Genomic DNA, 22,389 nt, shown 5'->3' with positions numbered 1-22,389 from the left:
TCGATGGCCGGGCAGATCGGCGTCGGGATGATGGGTTACGCCTTCATGGGCGCGGCCCACTCCCAGGCGTGGCGGACCGTGCACCACGCGTTCGACGTGCCGCTGACGCCGCGGATGGCGGTGCTGTGCGGACGTGACGCCGCGGCGGCGTCGGCTGCCGCGGAGAAGCTCGGCTGGGCTTCCGTGGAGACGGACTGGAAACGGCTGGTGGAGTCCGACGAAGTGGGGCTCGTCGACATCTGCACGCCGGGGGACACGCACGCGGAGATCGCGCTGGCCGCGCTGGCCGCGGGCAAGCACGTGCTGTGTGAGAAACCGCTGGCCAACAACGTTGCCGAAGCCGCGGCGATGGCCGCCGCCGCCGAGGAGGCGACCGCTCGTGGGGTGCGGTCGATGGTGGCGTTCAACTACCGGCGCGTGCCGGCGCTGGCTTTCGCGCGGTCGCTGGTGGCCGACGGGCGGCTGGGCGAGCTGCGGCACGTGCGGGCGCAGTACCTGCAGGACTGGATCGTCGATCCCGAGTTCCCGCTGGTGTGGCGGCTGCAGAAGGAGCGCGCGGGGTCGGGCGCGCTCAGCGACATCGGCGCGCACATCGTGGATCTCGCGCAGTTCCTGACCGGGTCGCGGATTTCGGGCGTGAGCGCGGTGACGGAGACGTTCGTGCGCGAGCGGCCGCTGGTCGCTTCGTCGTCGGGGCTGGCGGCTTCCTCGGCGGCTGCGCGGGGCGAGGTGACGGTGGACGACGCCGCGCTGTTCACCGCGCGCTTCGCGTCGGGTGCGCTGGGCAGCTTCGAGGCGACGCGGTTCGCGGCCGGGCGCAAGAACTCGATGCGGATCGAGCTCAACGGGTCCGCGGGCAGCCTCGCGTTCGATTTCGAGGCGATGAACGAGCTGTACTTCCACGACCACACGCTGGATCCGTCGGCCGCCGGGTTCCGCCGGATTCTCGTCACCGAGCCGGAGCACCCGTACGTCGGCGCGTGGTGGCCGCCGGGCCACGGCCTGGGTTACGAGCACACCTTCACCCACGAGGTGCGCGATTTCCTCGTGGCGCTCGCTTCGGGCACCGACCCTGCGCCGTCGTTCGCCGACGGGCTGCAGGTGCAGCGCGTGCTCGACGCGGTGGAACGCAGCGCCGCCGCCGATTCCGTGTGGACCGTTGTCTGATCAGGAGGTTTTTTCGATGGCACGACCGCTGACACTGTTCACCGGGCAGTGGGCCGACCTGCCCTTCGAGGAGGTCTGCCGCCTCGCGAGCGGCTGGGGCTACGACGGCCTCGAGCTCGCCTGCTGGGGCGACCACTTCGAAGTCGACAAAGCGCTTTCCGATGGCGGGTATGTGCAGTCCAAACGGGACACGCTGGCCAAGTACGACCTTCGCGTGTGGACGATCTCCAACCACCTGGTGGGCCAGGCCGTGTGCGACCACCCCATCGACGAGCGCCACGAGGCCATCCTGCCCGCCCGCATCTGGGGCGACGGCTCACCGGAGGGCGTGCGCCGGCGGGCGGCCGCGGAGATGCAGGACACCGCGCGGGCGGCCGCTTTGCTGGGCGTGTCCACTGTGGTCGGTTTCACGGGATCGTCCATCTGGCACACCGTGGCGATGTTCCCGCCGGTGCCGCAGTCGATGATCGACCGCGGCTACGAGGACTTCGCGGCCCGCTGGAACCCGATCCTCGACGTGTTCGACGAGGTCGGCGTCCGCTTCGCCCACGAGGTCCACCCGAGCGAGATCGCCTACGACTACTGGACCACCGTGCGCACGTTGGAGGCGATCGGCCACCGCCCGGCCTTCGGCCTGAACTTCGACCCGTCACACTTCGTCTGGCAGGACCTCGACCCCGTGGGTTTCCTGTGGGATTTCAAGGACCGCATTTACCACGTGGACTGCAAGGAAGCCCGCAAGCAACTCAACGGCCGCAACGGCAGGCTGGGTTCGCACCTCCCGTGGGCCGACCCGCGCCGCGGCTGGGACTTCGTCTCGACCGGCCACGGCGACGTTCCGTGGGAAGACGTCTTCCGCATGCTCAACGCCATCGCCTACGACGGCCCCATCTCGATCGAATGGGAAGACGCCGGCATGGACCGCTTGACCGGCGCGCCGGAGGCGTTGGAGTTCGTGAAGCGGTTGAACTTCACACCCCCGACGGCGGCGTTCGACGCGGCCTTCTCGTCGAAGCCTTAGGTCTGTCGGACCGGCGTGGCCCTCAGGTCAGGCGGTTGGCGATCATGATGACGACGACCACCAGCGTGAGGGCTGCGAACACCATGCCCACGATGGCCAGCGCCTTCATCCGCCGCCGTCCCATGCACGCGGCGATGCCCAAAGCGAGCGCCACCAGTGCGAACGGCAACCCGATCCACGCCCGGAGGTCGAGCGAGCCACCCAGGTGCGCGTCGTCCATCGCGACCGGCAGGAACGGGACGATCAGGCCCACGATCCCGACCACGAAGGCCACCACGGCGAGCACGCCGCTCTTCACCGGCCCTTGCTGAGCCATCCCGGGCTGCCCGGTCCACTGCTGCTGCGGCGGCCCGGGGTGCGGGGGCAGGCCGGGTTGCGGCGGCAGGGGAGCCGAGGGCTGCGGCGGCGACGCAGCGGGCGCGGACCACGCCTGCTGCGTCCCGCCGCTCAGCCGCCCGGCCTCGGCCGCGGGCGGCTGTCCCGGCGTGTACCGCAGCACGGGCCCTTGTGGCGGCGGCGGGAAACTCGCGTCCGGCTGGGTTTCCGGCGTGCCCGGGCTCTGCTGTGGACCGTCGGTCATGGTGGGGACTCCTCGGTGGCGGGGACCGCGCTGGCGAGAACACAAGATAGTCGCCCAGACCACCTCGCGACCAGCAAACGGCCTACCCCGCCACCGGGGAAATCCGTCACCGGGTGCCGAGCAGGTGCTCCAATGCCAGCTGGTTCAGCCGGGTGAAGTGGTAACCCCGCTTACCCGCCGCCTCGACGTCGAACGAGTCGGCGGCCAGGTCGTCCAGCGTCTCGCCCGGGGCGACCGTCGGGACTGACAGCTCGTCGACGCGCGAAGCCGACAGCGCCGCGGCCACCTCCGGGTCCGCCCGGAACGCGGCGGCCTTTTCCTTCAGGATCAAGTACATCCGCATGTTCGCGGCGGCCGATTCCCAGACGTCCGAAGCGTCCTCGGTGCGCAGCGGCTTGTAGTCGAAGTGCCGCGGGCCCTCGTAGCCGGCGCTCTCCAGGAGGTCCACCAGGAAGAACGCGGACGTCAGGTCGCCGTGGCCGAAGATGAGGTCCTGGTCGTACTTGGGACCGTGCTGGCCGTTGAGGTCGATGTGGAAGAGCTTACCCTGCCACAGGGCCTGCGCGATGCCGTGCACGAAGTTCAGGCCGGCCATCTGCTCGTGGCCGACCTCGGGGTTGAGGCCGAACAGCTCGGGACGCTCCAGCTGCGAGATGAGGCCGAGCGCGTGCCCGATCGTGGGCAGGAGGATGTCACCGCGGGGTTCGTTGGGCTTGGGCTCCAGCGCGAACCGGATGGCGTAGCCCTGGGACACGGCGTAGTCGGCCAGGAGGTCGAGGCCCTCCTTGTAGCGGTCCAGCGCGGCGCGCACGTCCTTGGCCGCGTCGGATTCGGCGCCCTCGCGGCCGCCCCACAGCACGTACGTGGAGGCGCCCAGCTCGGCGGCCAGGTCGAGGTTGCGGCGCACCTTCGTCAGCGCGTACCGGCGGATATCGCGGTCGTTGCTGGTCAGGCCGCCGTCCTTGAACACGGGGTGCGTGAACAGGTTGGTGGTCGCCATCGGCACCTTCAGGCCCGTGGCCTCCAGCGCCGCCTTGAACTTCTTGATGGCCGCGTCGCGGTCGGGCTCGGTGGCGAGCAGGTCGTCGTCGTGGAAGGACACGCCGTACGCGCCCAGCTCGGCCAAGCGGTGCACGCTCTCCACCGGGTCCAGCGCCGGCCGCGTCGCCACGCCGAACGGGTCGGCGGCCTGCCAGCCCACGGTCCACAGGCCGAACGAGAACTTGTCGTCCGGAGTGGGCGCGAAGTCGGTCATGACGGTCCCCTTCAATCGAGTACCAATTAGTTCACGTTGTAGACTAAATATGCGCCCCGGAGGCCCGCCCGTCAAGGGCCGCCGCTTCACCGGGGCCTCGGTACAGTTCCGGGAGGAGGCCACGGGGATGACGCAGGCGGTGCGGCACGACTCGATGCGCGCGCGCAACCTCGAGCTGGTGCTCGGCGAGGTCGCCGGGCGCGGCCCGCTCACCCGCGCGGCGCTCGCGGAGCTCACCGGCCTCACCAAGTCCACCGTGTCGAAGCTCGTCGGTGACCTGCTTGACGCCGGTTTCCTCGCCGAGACGGGCCCGGCCCGCGCGGGCGAACGCGGCCGCCCCGGCGTCGAGGTCGTGCTGTCCGGCGCGCGGGTGGCGTCGCTGGGGCTGGAGATCAACGTCGACTACCTCGCCGTCTGCCTGCTCGACCTCGCCCGCACCGTGCGCTTCACCGAGCGCCGCGAGCGTGACAACCGCGGTTCCCGCCCTGAGGAAGTGCTGGGGGAGCTGCAAAACCTCGCCGAGACGGCCCTCGCCGCGGCTGACAACCTGACCGTCGCCGGCGCCGTCCTCGCCGTGTCCGGCCCGGTCGGCGACGGCGTGCTGTTCAGCGCCCCCAACCTCGGCTGGCGCGACGTCCGCGCCGCCGACATGCTGCACCTGCCCGTGCCCGTCACCCTCGACAACGAGGCCAACCTCGGCGCACTGGGCGAGCTCTGGTTCGGCGCCGGCCCGTCCGATTTCCTGTTCGTCTCCGGCGAGGTCGGCATCGGTGCGGGCCTGGTCGTGGACTCGGCGCTGTTCCCCGGCACCCACGGTCTCGCCGGCGAGCTGGGCCACGTCGTCGTGTCCCCGACGGGCCCACGCTGCCGCTGCGGCGCGTCCGGCTGCCTGGAAACCTATGCGGGACAAGAGGCTCTGCTCGAAGCCGCGGGCGTCACGAGCGTCCACGAGCTGCTGCGCACCCTCGGCACCAACGATCCCACCGCGACCAAGGCCACCACCGCGGCGGGTGAAGCGCTCGGCCTCGCGCTGTCCTCGGCTGTTAACCTGCTCGACCTCGACCACGTGGTGCTCGGCGGTGTCTTCGCCCCGCTCTTCCCGTGGCTCGCCCCCGCCGCGGAGACCGTGCTGGCGGGCCGCCTGGGCCGCCTGCGGGGCTCGGTCCCGACGCTCGCACCGTCCACTGTGGGCGGCGACGCCGCCACCTTGGGCGCGGCCGGGCGCACCATTCACCACGTGCTGGCCGACCCGGGCCCGTTCCTCACCCGCGCGTGATCCCGGCTCATCTCCCGACGGGTGAGGTGACCGCGGCACCGGCGGGCCGACGATGACGGCCAGTCCCCGCCGGATCGAGGTGTTCGATGACCGCCCAGCCGACTACCCGGACACCCGACCAGACGCAGGTGCGCCACGCCGAAGTCGCGTTGCGCTCGATCGGCCGGCCGAACTCCGTGGCCGGCTAGTTCGACTTCTGGAACGACCGCTACGACGGGCGGCGACTGTTCTCCGAGGTGCTCGGCACCTTCCTGCTGGTCCTCGTCGCCGTGGGCGGAGGGGTCGTCAACGCCCGGTTCGGCGGCTCGGCCATCCCGACGTCCGCGCGGGTTGTGGCCCTCGCGCTGATGGTGGCCGCGATCATCCTGTTCATGGGCACGGTCTCCGGCGCCCACCTCAACCCGGCGGTGACACTCGCGTTCGCCGCGCGCGGTGACTTCCCCTGGAAACGCGTGCCCGCCTACCTCGTGGCGCAGTTCGTCGGCGCGGCCCTGGCCACACTGCTGCTGTGGGCGCTGCTCGGCAAGCAGGGCGACGCCGGGCTCACGCTGCCCGGCAGCGGGATCAGCACCGTCACGGCGATGCTGTGGGAGCTCGTGCTGACCACGGGGCTGGTGAGCGTGATCCTGGGCAGCGACTCGGGCGCCCAGCAGGTCGGGGCCCCTGGCGGCGATCGCCGTGGGCAGCTACATCGCGCCGGCCGGGTTGTGGGCAGCGCCGGTGAGCGGCGCGTCGATGAACCCGGCGCGCTCGCTCGGGCCCGCGCTGGCGCTGGGCGACTGGACGTCCTGGTGGGCCTACCTCGTCGGCCCGATCGCCGGGGGACTCATCGCGGTGGGGATCGCGTACGTCCTGCGTGGCCCCGGCGGTGGCCGTAGCGGGGAGAAGGCCGCGCAGGGCGTGCTTCCGGGGAGCGCGACACCGCGCTCCCCGGAAAGCACCTAGCTCACCGAACGCACCAGCACGATTCCGCTGCCCACGGTCGCGCCCGCTTCGTCGACCACCGAGAGCTGACCGCGCAGCACGCGGTCCGCGCCCGGGGCGGCCGAGGCCGTCACGACACCCGGCACGGTCCACGTGGTGCCCGAGGCGTGCGCGGCGACCGGGTCGGTCACCGTGACGCCGCCGAACGACGGGTTCGCGAACACGTCCAGGTAGTCGTACGCCGTGGTCCCGGTGGGCACGGAGTACCCGTCGACGACCGCGACCCACGCGCCCGCCGCCGGGTTCTGGATCGTCACCGACTCCTCGGAGTCACCGTCGGCGCTCTGGCCCGCGAGGACGCACGAACCGTTGCTGCAGTTGTACACCGACAGGTCCAGGTCGGCGGCGGTGTCGGCGGTGTTGCCGATCGTCACCGTCAGCGAGGTCGAACCCGACGGCACGGTCAGCGGCGTCTGCGCCGACTGGTCCTGCGCGATCGTCGGCCGCGTGATCTTCGCGCTGCCGAACGTGCTGCCGACCACGTGCCCGGTGAACGCCTTGAGCGAGTTCTTCACCGTGTACGTGCGCGCCACCGCGGTGCCCAGCGGAGCCGACGCGATGTCGTCCGGGTTGGGCGTGATCGCGGTGCCCAGCGCGGAAACCGTCAGCTTGTACGGCGCGGTGTCCACATCGGACGTCCGCCGCGCCTCCACCGTGATCTCCCAGACGCCCGGCAGCGGGTTGGTCAGCGTGCGGCTGGTCGGCGTGCCGCCGACGCAGCCCGCGCCCGCGTCGGGGTTGTAGCAGTTGGTGGAGGTGTTGCTGTCGACCGGAACGCCGGTCGGGTCGTAGCGCAGGAAGCGCACCTGGCCCTTGCCGGGGTCGCCGCCACCGGTCAGGTCCACCTGGAGCGAGCTCGCACCCTGCGGCACGCGCAGGAAGTAGCTCACCGACTGGTTGCGCGCGATCGTGCCCGACGCGGTGAAGGTGCCCGAGGAGGCGAACTCCGCCGGCGCGAAGACCGTGTTCATGGTCTGCACGTCGACGCCGATCGTCAGCGGGTTGTCCAGGTACAGCAGCGCCGAATGCGCCCCGGCCTTTTTGGGGTTCACCTTGACCTGGAAGGAAACGGGCTTGTTCAGGGGCAAAGACACCAGGGAACCCGAGGAGAATGTTCCGTCGTTGCCCACCCAGCGCGCGAAATACACGACCGGACGAGAAGAACCGGACGTGCGCGTGAGCGTGTACGTACGCGTGTAGGACTTTCCGACGGTCACGCCCTCGCGGTCGTGGATGCCGACGCCGACACCCGGGGTGGGCTTCAGCAGGTTGGACTGCACCGTGTGCACGTCGACCGCGGTGGTCACCGCGTCCGGCTTCGGGTTCAGCGACAGCGCGACCCACGCGGCGGGCACGTTGAACAGCCCGGCGCCCTGTTCGTACGCGCCGATGCCCGGCACGAAACGCGCTGTGGACTTGATCGCCGAACGCAGCGCCGCGACCGGCGGACGCCGGCCGTGGTGCGTCGCCTTGTACGCGCTCACCAGTAGAGCCGCCGCGCCCGTCGCCTGCGGCGAGGCCATCGACGTGCCCTGAAGCATCGCGTACCCGGCGGGCAGCTCGTACGTGCCCGCGACCGGACCCGGTGCCTCCCACCGCGGCACGGTGGAGATCGCCGCGCCGGGCGCGATGATGTCCGGCTTGAAGCCGCCGTCTTCGCGCGGGCCGCGCGAGGAGAACGGGTGCAGCGCCTCGGCCTTCGACACCTTCGAGCCGTAGTTCGACAGCCACGTCTCGCGCGTGATGTACGAGCCGACACTGATCGCGTCCGTGGCCACCGACGGGTCGCCGACGGAGTTCGCGCCCGCGCCGGAGTTGCCTGCGGAGATGAAGATCTGCACGTTGTACTCGGCGATCGTGCGGTTGTAGAGCTCCGCGCGCGCGTTGTTGCCGTCGTTGAGCGCGGGCAAGCCGCCGATGGAGATGTTGATGACGTCGGCGCCGTGGCTCGCGGCGTAGACCACGCCGTCGAGCAGGCCGCTGGAGGTGCACGAGTCCGTGGTGAGACACACCTTCACGGCCATCACGTTCGCACCCGGCGCGGCACCGTCCATCTTGCCGCCGAACAGGTCGTTGCCCGTCGCGATGCCGGCCACGTGCGTGCCGTGCTCGGCGCCCGCGATGCCGATGTTCACGAAGCCCGGCTTGTCGGTCTGCACCACGAACGCCATGCGCTCGGCGCGGCCGGTAGCCGGGTTGTCGGTGCCGAAGTAGCCGACGTCGAAGTTCTTGCCGTAGTCCGACATCGGCTTCTCGTCGGTGAAGTCGCCGTCGCCGTCGAGGTCTACGCGCACCTGCTTGGTGGCGGTGTCGAGCAGTACGCCCCACGAGTCGGCGCGGTCGCCGTCGCGGTTGAGGTCGCCGCCCGTCTCGCTGCCGGCGCCGCCGAGGTCGCCCGCGGTCTCCTTGAACAGGCCGAAGGTGTACGGGCCGCCGGTGGCGGGCGCGGTCCAGTCGCGGCCGTTCGACGCGAAAGTGCCGGTGTAGGTCTGGGTGGACTGCTGCACCCACGTGCCGTCGCCGGAGTTGGTGGCGTTGGCGTTGTACCAGTCGACGATCTTGCGGTCGCCGTGGCTGGTCTTGGCCAGTGCGGGGCTGTCGAGGTCGACGCCGGAGTCGAGCACGGCGACGGTGGTGCCCTTGCCGTCCCAGCCGCCGAAGGTCTGGCCGAACTGCGCGGCGTAGGTGTCGCCGGTGGGCAGGTAGGGGTTCACGCGCGGGGTGTTCTTGCCTGGAGCCGGCTGCGGGATCGGGTTGGCCGCGCCTTCGGGCTTCGGGTCGTCGCGGTGGATGAGGCCGTCGACGTCCACGGCGTTCACCGACTTGAGCTTCGCGGCCTTCTCGGCGTTCGCGACGGGCACGGAGACCTTGACGTAGTCGAGCTTCGCGTCCGTGGACTCGACCACGCCGCCGAGGGCCTTGAGGTCGTTCACGGCGGCGCTCGATCGGCCGCGCTCGGCGGCGACCAGCAGCGTCACGGTGCGCTTGCCGGCCCGCTGGGCTTCGGCGACGAGCGCGCGGTCACCGTCGTCGAGGGTCTTGCCGTCAGTGGCGGTGGGGTTTCCGGGGGAGGAAGGGGGCTGCGCGGCGAGCGCAGCGGGCACCCCGACGGGGGCGACGCCGAGGGCGGTGGCGAGGAGGGTGATCCCGGCCCGCCGTCTCCAGCGTGATCTCTGCTGTGTCATCGGAGCAGTACACAGGTCGGGACCATCCGCATCAATCAGACAGTCAGCCTATCGGCCGCAATTCGGCGTGAGACGAACGGCCTAACCCGAGGGCCTGACAGGACGACCACCCCGAGGATCCCGCGCCCGACGGCCCGACGACGCCACCACCGCAGGAGTCCCGGGGAGACGGCCTGGCAAGGCGACCACCGCAGGGACCCGGGGCGACGACTCGCCAAGGCGACCGCTGCGGGGGTTCGGGGGGAGGCGGCCTGGCAAGGTGACCACTGCGGGGGTTCGGGGGGAGGCGGCCTGGCAAGGCGACCACTGCGGGAATCCCGGGGAGACAGCTTGGCAAGGCGACCACCGCAGGGGCCGGGGAGGCGGCCTGGCAAGTCGACCACCGCGGGGGCCCGGGGAAGACGACTCGCCAAGGTGACCACCGTCGGGGGTCCGGGGGCGAAGCCCTCCGGGCGGGCCCGGGGGTTGCACCCCCGGAGAAACGACGAGCGAGCCCGGTCCGCGCTTCCCGCGGACACAGTCCACCCACTCGCTCGTGGCAACCGAGGGAGTCGAACCCTGCGCGGCTTGTGAAGGCGGCGCCCCTGACCGGCCCTGACCCTGCGGCGGGCGACGGCTGCCGTACTTATCAACAAAGGGGGAGTACCCCCGCATTCCCAGCATCGCACATTCGTCACCCGTTCGGGCAGTGACGGGGTGGCGGTGATCTCGTCGTGCCGGTGATTCCCTTCCCCCGCACCGGACTGGCAGGCTGGGCGGATGGACGATCTCCTCCTCCGCCGGGTGCGGGTCGGGCTGGGCGGCGGCCTCGCCGACGTGCGTGTGAACGACGGCCGCGTGGCCGCCATCGAGGAGCCGGGCACCGGTTCGGGCTTCGCCGCGCGCGTGCTCGACGGCCACGGCGGCACGCTCCTGCCCGGCCTCGTCGACGCGCACGTGCACGCCCTGCAGTGGGCCACCTTCCGCCGGCGCATCCCGCTGGGCGACGCGCGTTCGGCGGCGGAAGCGGTGGAACTGCTGCTGCGGCGGCTGTTGGAGACGTCCGACCGGCCGGGCGACCTCGTCGTCGGCGCCGGTTTCCGTGACGGGCTCTGGCCGGACAAACCGCACAAGGACCTGCTGCAGCGCGCGTTGCCGGGCCGCGCGGTCGCGTTGTTCAGCGCGGATCTGCACACGCTCTGGCTCAGTCCCGCCGCGCTCAAGCTGGTCGGCCGCGATCACCCGACGGGCGTGCTGCTGGAAAACGACTGCATGACCGCCACGGCCGCGCTGCCGTCGGCCTCGCCGGACGTGCAGGACCGCTGGGTCGCCGACGCGCTCAGTGCGGCGGCTTCCCGTGGTGTGACGGGGATCGTGGACTACGAGTACGCGGACACCGTCACCGACTGGACCCGCCGTGTTGCCGCGGCGGCACCGGCGACGCGGGTGTCCTGTGTGATTTCGCGGCTGTTGCTCGACGTCGCTGTTTCCCGCGGCCACCGGACCGGTGACGTGCTGCCGGCCGGCGGCGGGTTGCTGAGCGTGGGGCCGTTCAAGTTGTTCGTGGACGGTTCGCTCAACACCCGCACCGCGTATTGCCACGCCCCCTATCCGGAGTCGGATTCCCCTGGCCTGCTTGAGCTTCCGCCTTCGGAGCTCGAGCCCCTGATGCGGCGGGCGTGGGAAAACGGCCTGGTGCCGGCGGTCCACGCCATCGGCGACAAGGCCAACACCATCGCCCTCGACGCGTTCGCCGCCGTCGGCTGCCCCGGCCGCATCGAGCACGCGCAACTCCTGTCGATCGAGGACATTCCGCGGTTCGCCGGGTTGGATCTCGTGGCGAGCGTGCAGCCCGCCCACCAGCCCGACGACCGCGACGTCGCCGACCGCCACTGGTACGGCCGCACCGACCGCGCCTACGCCTACCGCGCCCTGCTGGATTCCGGCGCTCGCCTCGAAATCGGCTCCGACGCGCCGGTCGCGCCGCTGGACCCGTGGGACGGGGTCGCCGCCGCCGTGGGCCGCACGGACGACGACCGGCCGGCCTGGCATCCGGAACAGGCGATCCCGCTGGCGGACGCGTTGGCCGCGGCTTCGGGCGGACGCCGGGGGATCGCCGTCGGCGACGTCGCCGACTTGATGATCACGGCGGCCGACCCGTCGCACCTGTCCCCGGCGCAGCTGCGGGACATGCCGCTCACAGCGACGATCCTGGCCGGGAAGCCGACTCATCTGGCGTGAGCCGGCAAGCGGGCCGGTGCGGTGCGTCAGCGGGCGGCGCTACCGGCCTGCCAGCCCGAGGCCCACAACCGATCCGGCGTCACCTCACCGCGGAAGAGCTGAGCCGCGCGGGCGGCGAAGTCGGCGAAGGACGTCGGGCGGAGGCCGAGCTCCGAGAACACGGTGGTGTCCACAGTGGACTCCGGGCTCCCCGCGCGGCGGAGGCGGAAGAGCGCGGCGACGTCGTCGGCGAACTCCGCCGGGACTCCGGCCGCCACGACGCGGCGGTGATGCTCCTCGGGGGAGAGGTCGACGTAGCGGATCGGCCGTCCCACGATGCCGGTCAGGATTTCGGCTACCTCCGCCATGGTCAGCGCTTGCGGTCCGGTCATCTCGTGAACGGCCGATTCGTGACCGTCGGAGGTGGCCGCGGCGTAGACGACCTTCGCGATGTCCTCGACGTCGATCGGGGCCAGGCGGGTGGCGCCGAGGGGCAGGGTGAGCTCGCCGTCGGCGAGCATGGTCGGCACTTCTCGCAGGTAGACCTGCATGAACTGGCTCGGCCGCAGGATCGTCCAGGCGATGCCGGACGCGCGCAGGTGCTCCTCGATCCGTGCGTGCAGCCGCGCGAACCGGAAGCTCGAATCCGGGTCTGTGCCCATTCCGGACACCTTCACGACCCGCCGGACACCGCACCGAGCGGCGGCGTCGATCAGGTTGGCCTGCGCTTCGGCCATCCGGCCGTCCGCGCCGGAGATCAGGACAGCCGTGTCGACGCCGTCGAGCGCCGGGCCGAGCGTGTCCGGCGCCAGCAGGTCGCCGTGCACCGTGGAGATGCCGGGCAACGCCGGCAGTGGCCTGCGGACCAGGGCCCGCGCCCGGTGACCCTGCCGGACGAACTCGCGCACGACAGCCGAACCGGTGAGCCCGGTGCCGCCGGTGATGAGGATCATGGGGTGACTCCTTCGTCGATTTTCCCTCTCGATCCCTGTAGACGAAGCGCTGCCCGCGAACTGACTGCGGAATCCACCGGACGTCCGGCGCGTTGCCGGAGTTGTGACGCCGACCACCCTTGACGACTGGATCGACCTCGACGCCCGGCATCGGCCGGAGCTGCTGGGCTACTGCTACCGGATGCTCGGTTCGGCCGTCGATGCCGACGAAGCCGTGCAGGAGACGATGCTGCGGGCCTGGCGTGGGCGCGCCGGCTTCACCGGCGCCGCCAGCCCGCGCGTGTGGCTGTTCCGCATCGCCACGAACGTCTGCCTCGACCAGCTCCGGCGCAGGCCTCGCCGGGAGCACCCCGTCGACGTCACCGCGGCCGGCGACGCGAGTTCGCCGCTCGGCGTGGGGGAACCGGCGAGGTGGGTCGGCCCCGCACCCGATCGCTGGCTCCTGTCGCCGGGCCCCGACCCAGCGGAAACCGTGGTGCGGCGCGAATCGGTGCGCCTCGCCTTCGTCGCCGCCCTGCACACGCTCTCCGCACCGCAGCGCGCGACGCTGATCTTGCGTGATGTCCTGAAGTTCAGCGCGGACGAGACGGCGGGGCTCCTCGGCATCACCGTGGCCGCCGCGAACGGGCTGCTGCGCCGCGCGCGGGGGCGCCTCGCCGAGCGCCCGGCGCCGGCGGCCGGACTCACCGACTCCCAGCGCGCGCTGCTCGCCCGGTTCGTCGAGGCCTTCGAACGCTACGACGTGCCCGCCCTCACCTCTCTGCTCCACGAGGACGCCACGCTCGCCATGCCGCCCTACGGCCTCTGGCTCGCCGGCCGGGCCGAGATCTCGCGGTGGTTCCGGCGCGAGGACAGCCCGTGCCGTGCGTCAAGGCTCGTTCCGATCGAGGCGAACGGCTCGCCCGCTTTCGCGATCTACCACGAAGACGGCGGCTTGCGGGCCTTCGCGGTGCTGGTCGTCGAGGTGGCCGGCGACCGGGTCGCCGCGCTCGAGGCGCACCTCGAGCCGCGGCTGTTCGGCCTGTTCGGGCTCCCGGCCGAGCTCGCCGTGGCTCAATCGCCGTGCGGGTCGGAGGCGTTGACGGCGGCGACGACCTGGTCGTAGTCGCCGCGGGCTTCGCCGTAGCGGAGGAACTTGACGCGCTCGACCTGGATCTCGCGGGCGTCCGGCTGGGTCTCGATGAGGTTCATGACCTCGCTGACGAACTCGTCGAGCGGCTGGGCGTGGTCGTTGCCGGCCTGGCCGGGCAGCAGGTCCGTCTGCACGGACGGCGGTTCGAGTTCCAGGACCTTCACCGACGTGTCGGCCAGCTGCAGGCGCAGCGATTCGCTGAGCATGTGGATGGCGGCTTTCGACGCGTTGTAGCTCGGCGTCACCTTCAGCGGTGTGAAGGCGAGACCGGAGGAGACGGTCATGATCGTCGCATCGGGGCGAGTCTGCAGGTGCTCCACGAAGGCGGCGATGAGGCGGATCGGGCCGAGCACGTTGGTGGTCACGACCGATTCCGCCGACGCGAGGAACGACTCGGGCCGGTGCCAGTCCTCCACGCGCATGATGCCGGACATGGTGACCAGCACGTTGAGGTCGGGGTGGTTCGCGAGCACCTCCTTGGCGGCGGCGTCGATGCTCGCGGGGTCGGTGGTGTCGATCCGCACGGTGTCGAGCCCGGGGTGCCGCACCGCGATCTCGCGCAGCAGCTCCGTGCGGCGGCCGCCGATGATCACGGTGTTGCCCTTCGCCTGCAGCTCGAGCGCGAGGGCCAGGCCGATGCCGCTGGTCGAGCCGGGGATGAAGACGGTGTTTCCGCTGATGTCCATGTCACGACTTTCGCGCTTCGCCAGGCTGAGGTGCAGAGACCGCTCATCGGGGGATCGGCGATCCCTGGTTCGCGCCCGGCGTGAGCCGGATACTGAGTGTCATGGATCGTTCGACACTGGCGGAGTTCCTGCGCCGTCGCCGGGAGGCGCTGCAACCCGAGGACGTCGGCCTGCCCGCGGGCGCGCGTCGTCGCGCTCCCGGGCTGCGGCGTGAAGAGGTCGCCTCGCTGGCCGCCATGTCCACCGACTACTACACCCGGCTCGAACAGCAGCGCGGTCCGCAGCCGAGCGAGCAGATGCTCGCGTCGCTGGCCCGCGCGCTGCGCCTGGACGCCGGCGAGCGCGACTACCTGTTCCAAATCTCCGGCCGCAACGCGCCTTCGGCCGTCGCCGTTGCCACTCACGTCGCGCCGGCGTTGTTGCGGGTCCTCGACCGGCTCGACGACACGCCCGCGCTGATCCTGTCGAACCTCGGCGAGGTCCTCGTGCAGAACCGCTTCGCCGACACCCTCTACGGCGACCACTCCCACCACACCGGCCTCGCCCGCAGCGGCATCTACCGCTGGTTCACCGACCCCGCCGAACGCCTCATCTACCCGGCCGCCGACCGCGCCCGCCAGAGCCGCGCCCAAGTCGCGGGCCTGCGCGCCGCGTACGGCTCGATGGGGCCGCAATCCCGCGCCGGCGAGCTGGTGCGGGCGTTGCAGCAGGAGAGCGCGGAGTTCGCCGAGCTGTGGGAACGGCACGAGGTGGCGAGGCGGTTCGAGGACCACAAAACGTTGATCCATCCGCAGCTGGGTCCGATCGAGGTGGATTGCCAGGCGTTGTTCACGGAGGACTGGTCGCAGTCGCTGCTGGTGCTCACGGCAGCGCCGCGGACGGAGGCGGCGGAGAAGATCCAGCTGCTCGGAGTGCTGGGGCACGAGCAGTTCCCCGCTCCGGCTCGCTGATCGGTTCGCGGTCCGTGTCCGTGGTTTTCGAGGATGTCGCCCGTTGAGGTTTCGCGCGGCTGAGTGATCCCCGCACGCCGGTGGCGGGGCCGGTGGTGGTGAAGTCCGCCGTGGTGCTGGGCGGGAGCGTCGCGGGCTGCTCGCGGCACGGGCGCTGGCGGACCACGCCGAGGAGGTCGTGGTGCTGGAGCGCGATGACCCTGGGCCCGGCGCACGGCCGGGGGCGTCGCGGGGGTCGCAGACGCACGTGCTGCTGCCGGCCGCGCTGCGCCAGCTCGAACGGTGGTTCCCCGGCTCACCCGGAAAGCCGTGGCGGCCGGGGCGAGGCTCGCGCCGGCCCGCTTGCGCAGCACGTATTCCGACGGCGTGCGCAAGATCGTCGGCTCGGACACGGACATGCTCAGCAGCAGCCGGCCGTTCCTCGTAGCGCAAATCCGGGAGCACACGGTGGCGTCGCCGAATGTCCGATCGGTCGTCGCGCGCGTGACGGGGCCGGAGTTCTCGGACACCGCGGTCACCGCCGTCCAGTGCAAGGGTGGACGGAAGGAAGCCGATTTCATCGTCGACGCCATGGGCCGCTCCAGCCGCCTCGGCGACTGGCCGCGGACGGCCGGCCGGGAGCAGCCGCCGATGACCCGCATGCGGATCGACCTGAACTACACCACCGCCGTGCTGCGCCGGACCGGTGAGCAGCCCGAGGCCCGCGCGGGCGTGTCGATGCACTCGCCGGGCGACCCGTCGGGCATCGCGGCCGCCGCCCTGTGCCAGATCGAGGACGACCAGTGGATGGTCACGCTGTCGGGCTACCTCGACCAGCGCCCGGGCTGCACGCCCGAGGACTTCGTCCACCTGTGCCGCACCGCGCTGCCCGGCGAGTTCGGCGCGATCGCCGCCGACGAGATGCTCGGCGGCATCACCACCTACCGCCACGCCGACAGCCGCCGCCGCGAGTTCCACCGCCTGCGCCGCTTCCCCGCGCGGCTCGTGGCCACCGGTGACGCCGTCGCGTCCTTCAACCCGATCTACGGCCAGGGCATGTCCTGCGCCGCCCTGCACGCTTCGTGCCTTTCGGAGTACCTGCGCAGTGGCCCTGATCTGGCCGCGCCGGCCCACACGTTCTTCGCCCTTCAACGCGTGATCGTCGACGCCGCCTGAGGCCTCTCCACGGTCGGCGACCTCGAACTGCCCCATGTGGACGGCCCCTACCCCCGCGGCTATCGCCTGCAGAAGCGGGCGATCGGGCAGATCGTGGCGGCGTCGGTGTTCGAGCCGGAGATCGCGCGCCGGTTCGACGAGGTCGCGTATCTGCTGGCGCACCCGGCGACGTTGGCTCGGCCGGGGACGTTGGTGCGGTCGATCGTGGCCAACAGGCGCGGGTGAGAGCCGGCGCGGTCACCGCCGGAGCTCGGCGCGGACCAGGAGAGCGTCGTGGTCGGTGTAGGTCGTCGGTTCGATCTCCGCACGGGGCGCCGCGAGGGTGCCGTAGGAGTGCTGGATGCCGGGGTCCTTGGCGGCGGCCGCGTCGGTCAGCGTCCACTGGCCCTGCGGCGCGCACGAAGCGTGCCGGTTGACGTCACCGGCGAAGATGGTCGGCCGGTGCCGGGCGGCGAGCACCGCGGTCAGCTCGGTGCACTGGACGGAGTTCGTCGTGCCGGGGGCCTCGCCGTCGGTCGACAGGTGGCTGGTGCAGACGTCCACTCCGCGCGCGGTCGTCACGCAGAGCCAGCGGCGCTGCTCCACGCCGCTGAACACGGAGTACGGTGCGTCCTGGGAGGCGCGGATCGTGTCCTTGGTCAGCACGGCGTTGCCGAAGAACCCGCGGCCTTCCGGTGTCTTGCAGGCCAGCGGGGCGCCGTTGTAGATCACCGTGGCGAACCGGTAGTGATAGCGGGTGCGCGCGGCGACCTGGGCCACGTCGCCGCTGCACGCCTCGTTGAGGGTGACCGCGTCGACGTTGTTCGCCTTGATCTTGGCTACGACCTCGTCGACGATCTTCGGGTACTCGGTGCCGGGGTAGCAGCCGGCGTAGCCGCTGGAGCAGACGTTCATCTGCAACAGCGAGTACGGCGACCGCCCGTGCCCGGCCTCGGTGGCACCGGCGGTGGCGAGGGGGGACAGCAGCCCGAAGGCCAGCAGACAGAACAGCACAGTGCGCAGACGCGCAGCGAAACGTTGGGTCACGAGCAGATTCTGCGGCCCGGGCCGGGCCACCCGAAGACCTCTCGGCAAGAGTTCACCGGGTGGACGTCCGGCGGGCAACCTTCATACCGGAGTTGGGCGCCTTCCGTTGCGCCACTACGGTTTCTCGCGATCGCGGACACCACCGAGGCCGCGCCGGCGGCTTCCGTCACCCACCTCCGCGTCAGCCCCGCCCCGCGGGCCGGGGCAGGTCGAGGTGCTCGCGCAGAGTCGACCCGGTGTACTCCGTGCGAAAGCGGCCCTTCGCCTGAAGCAGCGGCACCACGTGGTCGACGAAGGTGGTCAGCTCGTAGGGGAGGGTGGAGCCCATGATCGTGAAGCCGTCGACCGCGCCCGCGTCCTGCCAGGTGAGGATGTGGTCGGCCAGCTGCTCCGGCGTGCCGACGAAGTGGTACTGACCCGCACCGCTTTTCATGGCCGAGGTCAGCTCTCGCAGCGTCGCGGTCGGCTCGGCGCGGCCCGCCTCGACGAGCTGCGCCGCCCGGCTCGACGCCGCCGGCGCGTCGAGCAGCTCCGCGGGCAACGGCGCGTCCGGGACGAACGCGTCCGGATCGAGCCCGGCGGTGTAGAGCACGTTCTGCCACCGGAACTCCTCGCTGGACAGCTCCTCCAGCCGTTGGGCCTTTTCCTGCGCGGCAGCCTCGGTATCGCCGAGCGTGATCATCAACGCGGGCAACACCAGCACCTGCTCGGGCGCCCGCCCGACCGCCGCGGCCTGCGCGTGCAGATCGGTGCGGAACTTCACGGCCGCCTCCAACGACGGCGGCCCCGAGAACACCAGCTCCGCGAACCGCGCCGCCAACCCGATCCCCGCCGACGACTGTCCCGCCTGCACGAGCACCGGCCACCCCTGCGGCGACCGCGGGAACGGCAGGATGCCCTCGACGTCGTAGAACTCCCCGCGGAACCGCGGCGCGTGCAGCTTCGCGCGGTCCGCCCACACGCCGTCGGGCCGATCGCCCACGAGGGCGCCGTCCTCCCAGCTGTCCCACGCCCGCGTGACGACGTCGACGAACTCGTGCGCCCGCGCGTACCGGTCGGCGTGATCGGGGTGCGCGGCCTCGCCGAAGTTGGCCGCCGCCAGCGACGTCACGGTGGTGACGATGTTCCACCCCGCCCGGCCCCCGCTGAGGTGATCCAGCGTCGCGAACCGCCGTGCCAGCTCCCACGGCTTGTTGTACGTGGTGGACCCCGTGCCGATCAGCCCGATGTGACTGGTGACCGCCGCCAACGCGGACAGGACGGAGATCGGATCGAACTGCGTCTGCGGCAAGTGCGCCACCCGGTACTCGGGGATGGCGATGTTGTCGGCGAGGAAGATCGTGTCCAGCAGACCGCGCTCGGCCGTACGGGCGATGTCCGCGTAGTACGGCAGGCCGAGGACCCCACGTACGTCGTCGTCGACGACCCGCCACGCTGATTCGTGGTAGCCGTTGGGCCAGATGAAGGCGTTGAAGTGCAACGGTCGCGCGCTCATGAGCTGGGCTCCTCAAGCAGTGTTGTCACGGGCGTTGTGGTTCCGGCTCACCGCGGCGGCTCACAGCTTTCGGCGAGCGGTTTCGGGCCGGCCGTGTGGCGTGGCGGCTGGGGGCAGTTTGGCTGGGGTTGCCGGGGGTGGGGTTGTGGGCGGGTGCTCTCGCCGCTTTGGGGTGGCCGGGTTCGGTGGCCTGGCCGCACCTCGCCGCAGCTGCCGAGCGGTTTCGGGTTGGCCGTGTGGCGCGGCGGTTGGGGGCGGCTTGGCTGGGGTTGCCGGGTTCGGTGGCCCGACCGCACCTCGCCGCAGCTGCCGTGCGGTTTTGGGTTGGCGGTGTGGCGTGGCGGCTGTGGGCTGCTGGTCGGTGGGGTTGTGGGCGGGTGCCCTTGCGGCCATGGGGCGGCTGGTTCGGTGGCCTGGCCGCACCTCGCCGCAGCTGCCGTGCGGTTTCGGGTTGTACGTGTGGCGTGGTGGCTGTGGGCAGCTTGGTCGGTGGGGTTGCGGGCGGATGCTCTCGCCGCCTTGGGGTGGCCGGGTTCGGTGGCCCGACCGCACTTCGCCGCAGCTGCCGTGCGGTTTCGGGTGGTCGTGCGGCGTGGCGGGCTGTGGGCGGCTTGGTCGGTGGGTTTGTGGGCGGGTGCCCTCGCCGCCATGCGGCGGCCGGTTCGGTGGCCCGACCGCACCTCGCCGCAGCGGCAGGTTTGTCGGGGTGGGTGGGGTCGTAGCGGTTGGGTTGTGGTGGGTACTGCTGTGGTTGGTTGGGGTGTGGTGGCCTGATCGCACCTCGCCGTAGCCGCAGCCGCAGCCGCAGCCGTGGGTGTGGTGCTTGGGCTTGCGGGCGCCAGCGCCACCGCAGTCGGCTGGGCGGCTTCCCTTCGACCGTTCGACGCGGCGCCCGTGCCTCGCTGCGGCCGTCGGGCCGTTCGGGCGGGTTCGCCAGGGCCTCGCCCGGGTCGCAGCAGCGGCTGGGGCCCCTCCACCCCGTGGCGTCCGGGCCACAGAGCGGAGGGAACGACCGCAACCCGACCCGCCATACCGAAACCTCAGGCCAGGCCCTGCTGCTTCAGCCAGTCCTTCGCCACGTCGGCGGCCGGCTCACCGTCGGAGTCGACGCGGCTGTTGAGGTCGCGCAGCTCGTTGGTGGTCAGCTTCGCGCTGACGGCGTTGACCGCCGCCGCGAAGTCCGCGCCCCGCTCGTCGAGCACCTTCTGGCTCACCGCCGGCACGACGTTCTCCGTCGGCTCGATCCCGAGGTCGTCCTTCAGCACCACGTACTTCGAGTCGCCGGCGACCGGGCTCACCGAGTCGACCGGGATCACGGTCGCGCCACCCGAGTCGAGCTCCTGCACCCGCGGGCCGATTTCCTGCACGGTCTTGAATGTCGCGTTCGTGAGCTTGTACACGTCCTGGAAGCCCTTGAAGCACGGCAGCCGCGTCTCGCACTCCGGACCGCCCGCCATCACGACCTTGTTGAGCTTCTTCAAGTCGCCGATCGTGGAGATCCCCTTGGACTTCGCAAGGTCGGCCTTCACGATGTAGACGTCCTTGTCCTCGGCCGGCGCGTAGTTCAGCAGGCCGATGCCCTCGGGCTTGAACAGCTCGGCCAGCTGGCTGTGCTCACCGGCCGCGTCCTTCACCGCGTCCTTGCCGAAGCCCGTCGCGATGGCCGCGCCCTGGTACTCCGGCACGAACTGCAGCTCACCCTTCTTCAGCGACGGGTAGATCAGCTCGCGTGAACCCAGGTTCAGCTTGCGCGTGACCGGGTAGCCCTTCGCCTCCAGCGCGCCCGCGTAGAGCTCCGCGAGGATCTGGCTGTCGGTGAAGTTGAACGACGCCACCACGATCGGCGCGCCGCCCTTGCTCTGCGCAGCCGGCTGGTCACTGCCGCCGCCACCGCACGCCGTGAGGCCGAGCGCCGCCACGGCCAGCAGCGCCCCCGCTCGGATGGTCCGGGTCCAGCGCACGTGCCCACACTCCTCGGTTCGAGAACGGTCTTGGTGACCGATCATTGGGACCCTATAGACGGGTACCGACAGAAACCACATCGTGGGAATCACATGGGGCCGACGTCTGCTGTGGACAGCGGTCATTCCCGATTCACGGCCAGAAATATCGGTCCGAAAGGTCATGCGAGCCGATAGGTTGATCACGTGACGAGTTACGCGATCGTGGGGTCCGGCTGGCGCGCGGAGTACTTCTGGCGGCTCGCGGACGAGCTCGACTGCATCGGCGTGGTGTCGCGCAGCCCCAAGGAGCTGCCGGTGCCCGTGTTCACCTCGCTCGACGAGTGTCTCCGGCGCAAGCCCGACTTCGTGGTGACGTCGGTGCCGTGGCACGTTACGCCGGGCCTGATCCGGGAGCTCGTGGGCCGCGGCGTGCCGGTGCTCGCGGAGACGCCGCCCGCGCCCGACCTGGACGGTCTCCGGGCGCTGTGGCACGACGTCGGCGAGAGTGGTCTGATCCAGGTCGCCGAGCAGTACAGCCGGATGCCCGCCCACGCCGCCCGCATTGCGCTGGCCCGGTCGGGCGTCATCGGCGACATCACGCGCGTCGACGTGTCCTCCACTCACCAGTACCACGCCGTGTCCTCGATGCGGACCTTCCTCGGCGCCGGCCGCGGCCCGGTGGAGGTGCGGGCCACGCGGACCACCGCTTTGCTGGCCGACCCCCTGTCACGCGCGGGTTGGGCCGACGTCGTCGAGACCAAACCCGCAGTGACGACGTTCGCCACGGTGGTCTTCGCGGAGGGCCTCGGCGTCTACGACTTCACCGACAACCAGTGGCACAACCAGCTCCTGCACCGCCGCCTCCTCGTCCGCGGCACCCGCGGCGAGCTGGCCGACCAGGACGTCCTGCGGCTGACCGGCGACCGCACCATCACCCACACCCCGATCGTCCGCCGCCAGACCGGCTACGACCTCGACCTCGACGGCTTCGACACCGACCACCTCACGTTCGGCTCCGAGGTCCTCTACCGGAACCCGTACCAGGGCCGCCGCTGGAACGACGAGGAGATCGCGATCGCCACCCTGCTGGCCGACACGGGGGCTTGGGTCCGCAGTGAGGGGCCGGCGCCGTATCCGCTGGCGGACGGGATCGAGGACCACCGGATCGCGCTGGCGATCGAGGAGGCCGCGGATCGGGACGCGGTGGTGAGGACGGAGCCGGAAGCCTGGCACTGAGCCGGGAGTCGCGAGGCCGTGGTTGGCGGTGCCCTCCTCGACCGGGCAGCTTCTCGCCTTGGCGAACCCCGGCTGCGGCGCGAAGCGGCCCGACAGCCAGCGGAAGTCGCTGCTGCCGTCGAGGAAGATCTCGCCGAGCAGTTCGT

At 71.3% G+C, this 22,389-nt stretch carries 18 protein-coding genes and 1 pseudogene; 11 read left to right on the top strand and 8 right to left on the bottom strand.

What is annotated here, in order from left to right; genetic code table 11:
• Positions 1–3: 3 nt before the first annotated feature.
• Together AB0M56_RS10330 and AB0M56_RS10325 are read left to right on the top strand one after the other, a co-directional pair.
• Positions 4–1,167: a Gfo/Idh/MocA family oxidoreductase gene (locus AB0M56_RS10330; protein WP_364173244.1), complete on the top strand. Its 1,164-nt coding sequence runs from the start codon at positions 4–6 to the stop codon at positions 1,165–1,167.
• Between the two features lie 16 nt (positions 1,168–1,183).
• Entirely contained in the window at positions 1,184–2,188 is a 1,005-nt protein-coding gene (locus AB0M56_RS10325) for a sugar phosphate isomerase/epimerase family protein (RefSeq protein ID WP_364173241.1), read from the top strand.
• Between the two features lie 22 nt (positions 2,189–2,210).
• On the opposite strand, the gene AB0M56_RS10320 is transcribed toward AB0M56_RS10325, so the two are convergent.
• Together AB0M56_RS10320 and xylA are read right to left on the bottom strand one after the other, a co-directional pair.
• Positions 2,211–2,768 carry a hypothetical protein gene (locus AB0M56_RS10320; RefSeq protein WP_364173238.1) on the bottom strand — a complete coding sequence of 186 codons (558 nt, stop codon included), beginning with the start codon at positions 2,766–2,768 and terminating at the stop codon, positions 2,211–2,213.
• A gap of 106 nt (positions 2,769–2,874) precedes the next feature.
• On the bottom strand, positions 2,875–4,023 hold the full coding sequence (xylA, locus tag AB0M56_RS10315) for a xylose isomerase (RefSeq protein ID WP_364173236.1): 1,149 nt from the start codon (positions 4,021–4,023) through the stop codon (positions 2,875–2,877).
• Between the two features lie 127 nt (positions 4,024–4,150).
• Here xylA and AB0M56_RS10310 point away from each other — a divergent pair, with 127 nt between their 5' ends.
• The 3 genes and pseudogenes from AB0M56_RS10310 (at position 4,151) to AB0M56_RS10300 (ending at position 6,244) form a co-directional block, all read left to right on the top strand.
• On the top strand, positions 4,151–5,299 hold the full coding sequence (locus AB0M56_RS10310; protein WP_364173233.1) for an ROK family transcriptional regulator: 1,149 nt from the start codon (positions 4,151–4,153) through the stop codon (positions 5,297–5,299).
• A 236-nt stretch (positions 5,300–5,535) separates the two neighbouring features.
• Positions 5,536–5,877: pseudogene (locus tag AB0M56_RS10305) on the top strand (aquaporin); the annotation flags it as partial.
• Between the two features lie 100 nt (positions 5,878–5,977).
• Positions 5,978–6,244: an aquaporin gene (locus AB0M56_RS10300; RefSeq protein WP_364173230.1), complete on the top strand. Its 267-nt coding sequence runs from the start codon at positions 5,978–5,980 to the stop codon at positions 6,242–6,244.
• Here the strand turns inward: AB0M56_RS10300 and AB0M56_RS10295 are convergent.
• Positions 6,241–9,468, bottom strand: coding sequence for a S8 family serine peptidase (locus tag AB0M56_RS10295; protein WP_364173227.1), 3,228 nt, complete (start codon positions 9,466–9,468; stop codon positions 6,241–6,243). The two genes, AB0M56_RS10300 and AB0M56_RS10295, sit on opposite strands and share 4 nt — an antisense overlap.
• Positions 9,469–10,227: 759 nt before the next feature.
• Here AB0M56_RS10295 and AB0M56_RS10290 point away from each other — a divergent pair.
• Positions 10,228–11,688, top strand: coding sequence for an amidohydrolase family protein (locus tag AB0M56_RS10290; RefSeq protein WP_364173224.1), 1,461 nt, complete (start codon positions 10,228–10,230; stop codon positions 11,686–11,688).
• Positions 11,689–11,714: 26 nt separating this feature from the next.
• Here AB0M56_RS10290 and AB0M56_RS10285 read toward each other — a convergent pair whose 3' ends face one another.
• Positions 11,715–12,620, bottom strand: a complete 906-nt coding sequence (locus tag AB0M56_RS10285) for an SDR family oxidoreductase (protein WP_364173221.1) — start codon at positions 12,618–12,620, stop codon at positions 11,715–11,717.
• 103 nt (positions 12,621–12,723) lie between these two features.
• Here AB0M56_RS10285 and AB0M56_RS10280 point away from each other — a divergent pair, with 103 nt between their 5' ends.
• Positions 12,724–13,725 carry an RNA polymerase subunit sigma-70 gene (locus AB0M56_RS10280; protein ID WP_364173218.1) on the top strand — a complete coding sequence of 334 codons (1,002 nt, stop codon included), beginning with the start codon at positions 12,724–12,726 and terminating at the stop codon, positions 13,723–13,725.
• On the opposite strand, the gene AB0M56_RS10275 is transcribed toward AB0M56_RS10280, so the two are convergent.
• Positions 13,674–14,438, bottom strand: coding sequence for an SDR family NAD(P)-dependent oxidoreductase (locus AB0M56_RS10275; protein ID WP_364173215.1), 765 nt, complete (start codon positions 14,436–14,438; stop codon positions 13,674–13,676). The two genes, AB0M56_RS10280 and AB0M56_RS10275, sit on opposite strands and share 52 nt — an antisense overlap.
• Positions 14,439–14,539: 101 nt before the next feature.
• Between AB0M56_RS10275 and AB0M56_RS10270 the strand changes: the two genes are divergently transcribed.
• The 3 genes from AB0M56_RS10270 (at position 14,540) to AB0M56_RS10260 (ending at position 16,768) form a co-directional block, all read left to right on the top strand.
• Positions 14,540–15,388: a helix-turn-helix transcriptional regulator gene (locus tag AB0M56_RS10270; RefSeq protein ID WP_364173212.1), complete on the top strand. Its 849-nt coding sequence runs from the start codon at positions 14,540–14,542 to the stop codon at positions 15,386–15,388.
• A 282-nt stretch (positions 15,389–15,670) separates the two neighbouring features.
• On the top strand, positions 15,671–16,543 hold the full coding sequence (locus tag AB0M56_RS10265) for a hypothetical protein (RefSeq protein ID WP_364173209.1): 873 nt from the start codon (positions 15,671–15,673) through the stop codon (positions 16,541–16,543).
• A gap of 36 nt (positions 16,544–16,579) precedes the next feature.
• Positions 16,580–16,768 (top strand): hypothetical protein, encoded by a 189-nt coding sequence (locus AB0M56_RS10260; RefSeq protein WP_364173207.1) that lies wholly within the window; start codon positions 16,580–16,582, stop codon positions 16,766–16,768.
• 12 nt (positions 16,769–16,780) lie between these two features.
• Here the strand turns inward: AB0M56_RS10260 and AB0M56_RS10255 are convergent, their stop codons facing one another.
• The 3 genes from AB0M56_RS10255 to AB0M56_RS10245 form a co-directional block, all read right to left on the bottom strand.
• Positions 16,781–17,569, bottom strand: a complete 789-nt coding sequence (locus tag AB0M56_RS10255) for an endonuclease/exonuclease/phosphatase family protein (protein ID WP_364173204.1) — start codon at positions 17,567–17,569, stop codon at positions 16,781–16,783.
• A gap of 181 nt (positions 17,570–17,750) precedes the next feature.
• Positions 17,751–19,064, bottom strand: coding sequence for an NtaA/DmoA family FMN-dependent monooxygenase (locus tag AB0M56_RS10250; RefSeq protein ID WP_364173202.1), 1,314 nt, complete (start codon positions 19,062–19,064; stop codon positions 17,751–17,753).
• A gap of 1,040 nt (positions 19,065–20,104) precedes the next feature.
• Positions 20,105–21,025: an ABC transporter substrate-binding protein gene (locus AB0M56_RS10245; protein WP_364173200.1), complete on the bottom strand. Its 921-nt coding sequence runs from the start codon at positions 21,023–21,025 to the stop codon at positions 20,105–20,107.
• A 186-nt stretch (positions 21,026–21,211) separates the two neighbouring features.
• Here AB0M56_RS10245 and AB0M56_RS10240 point away from each other — a divergent pair, with 186 nt between their 5' ends.
• On the top strand, positions 21,212–22,243 hold the full coding sequence (locus AB0M56_RS10240; RefSeq protein ID WP_364173197.1) for a hypothetical protein: 1,032 nt from the start codon (positions 21,212–21,214) through the stop codon (positions 22,241–22,243).
• The last annotated feature ends 146 nt before the right edge of the window (positions 22,244–22,389 follow it).

This window comes from Amycolatopsis sp. NPDC051372, from assembly GCF_040682095.1.
Classification (GTDB): Bacteria; Actinomycetota; Actinomycetes; order Mycobacteriales; family Pseudonocardiaceae; genus Amycolatopsis.
The sequence above is the reverse complement of the archived record's forward strand: the minus strand, read 5'-3'. Positions and strand labels throughout refer to the sequence as shown.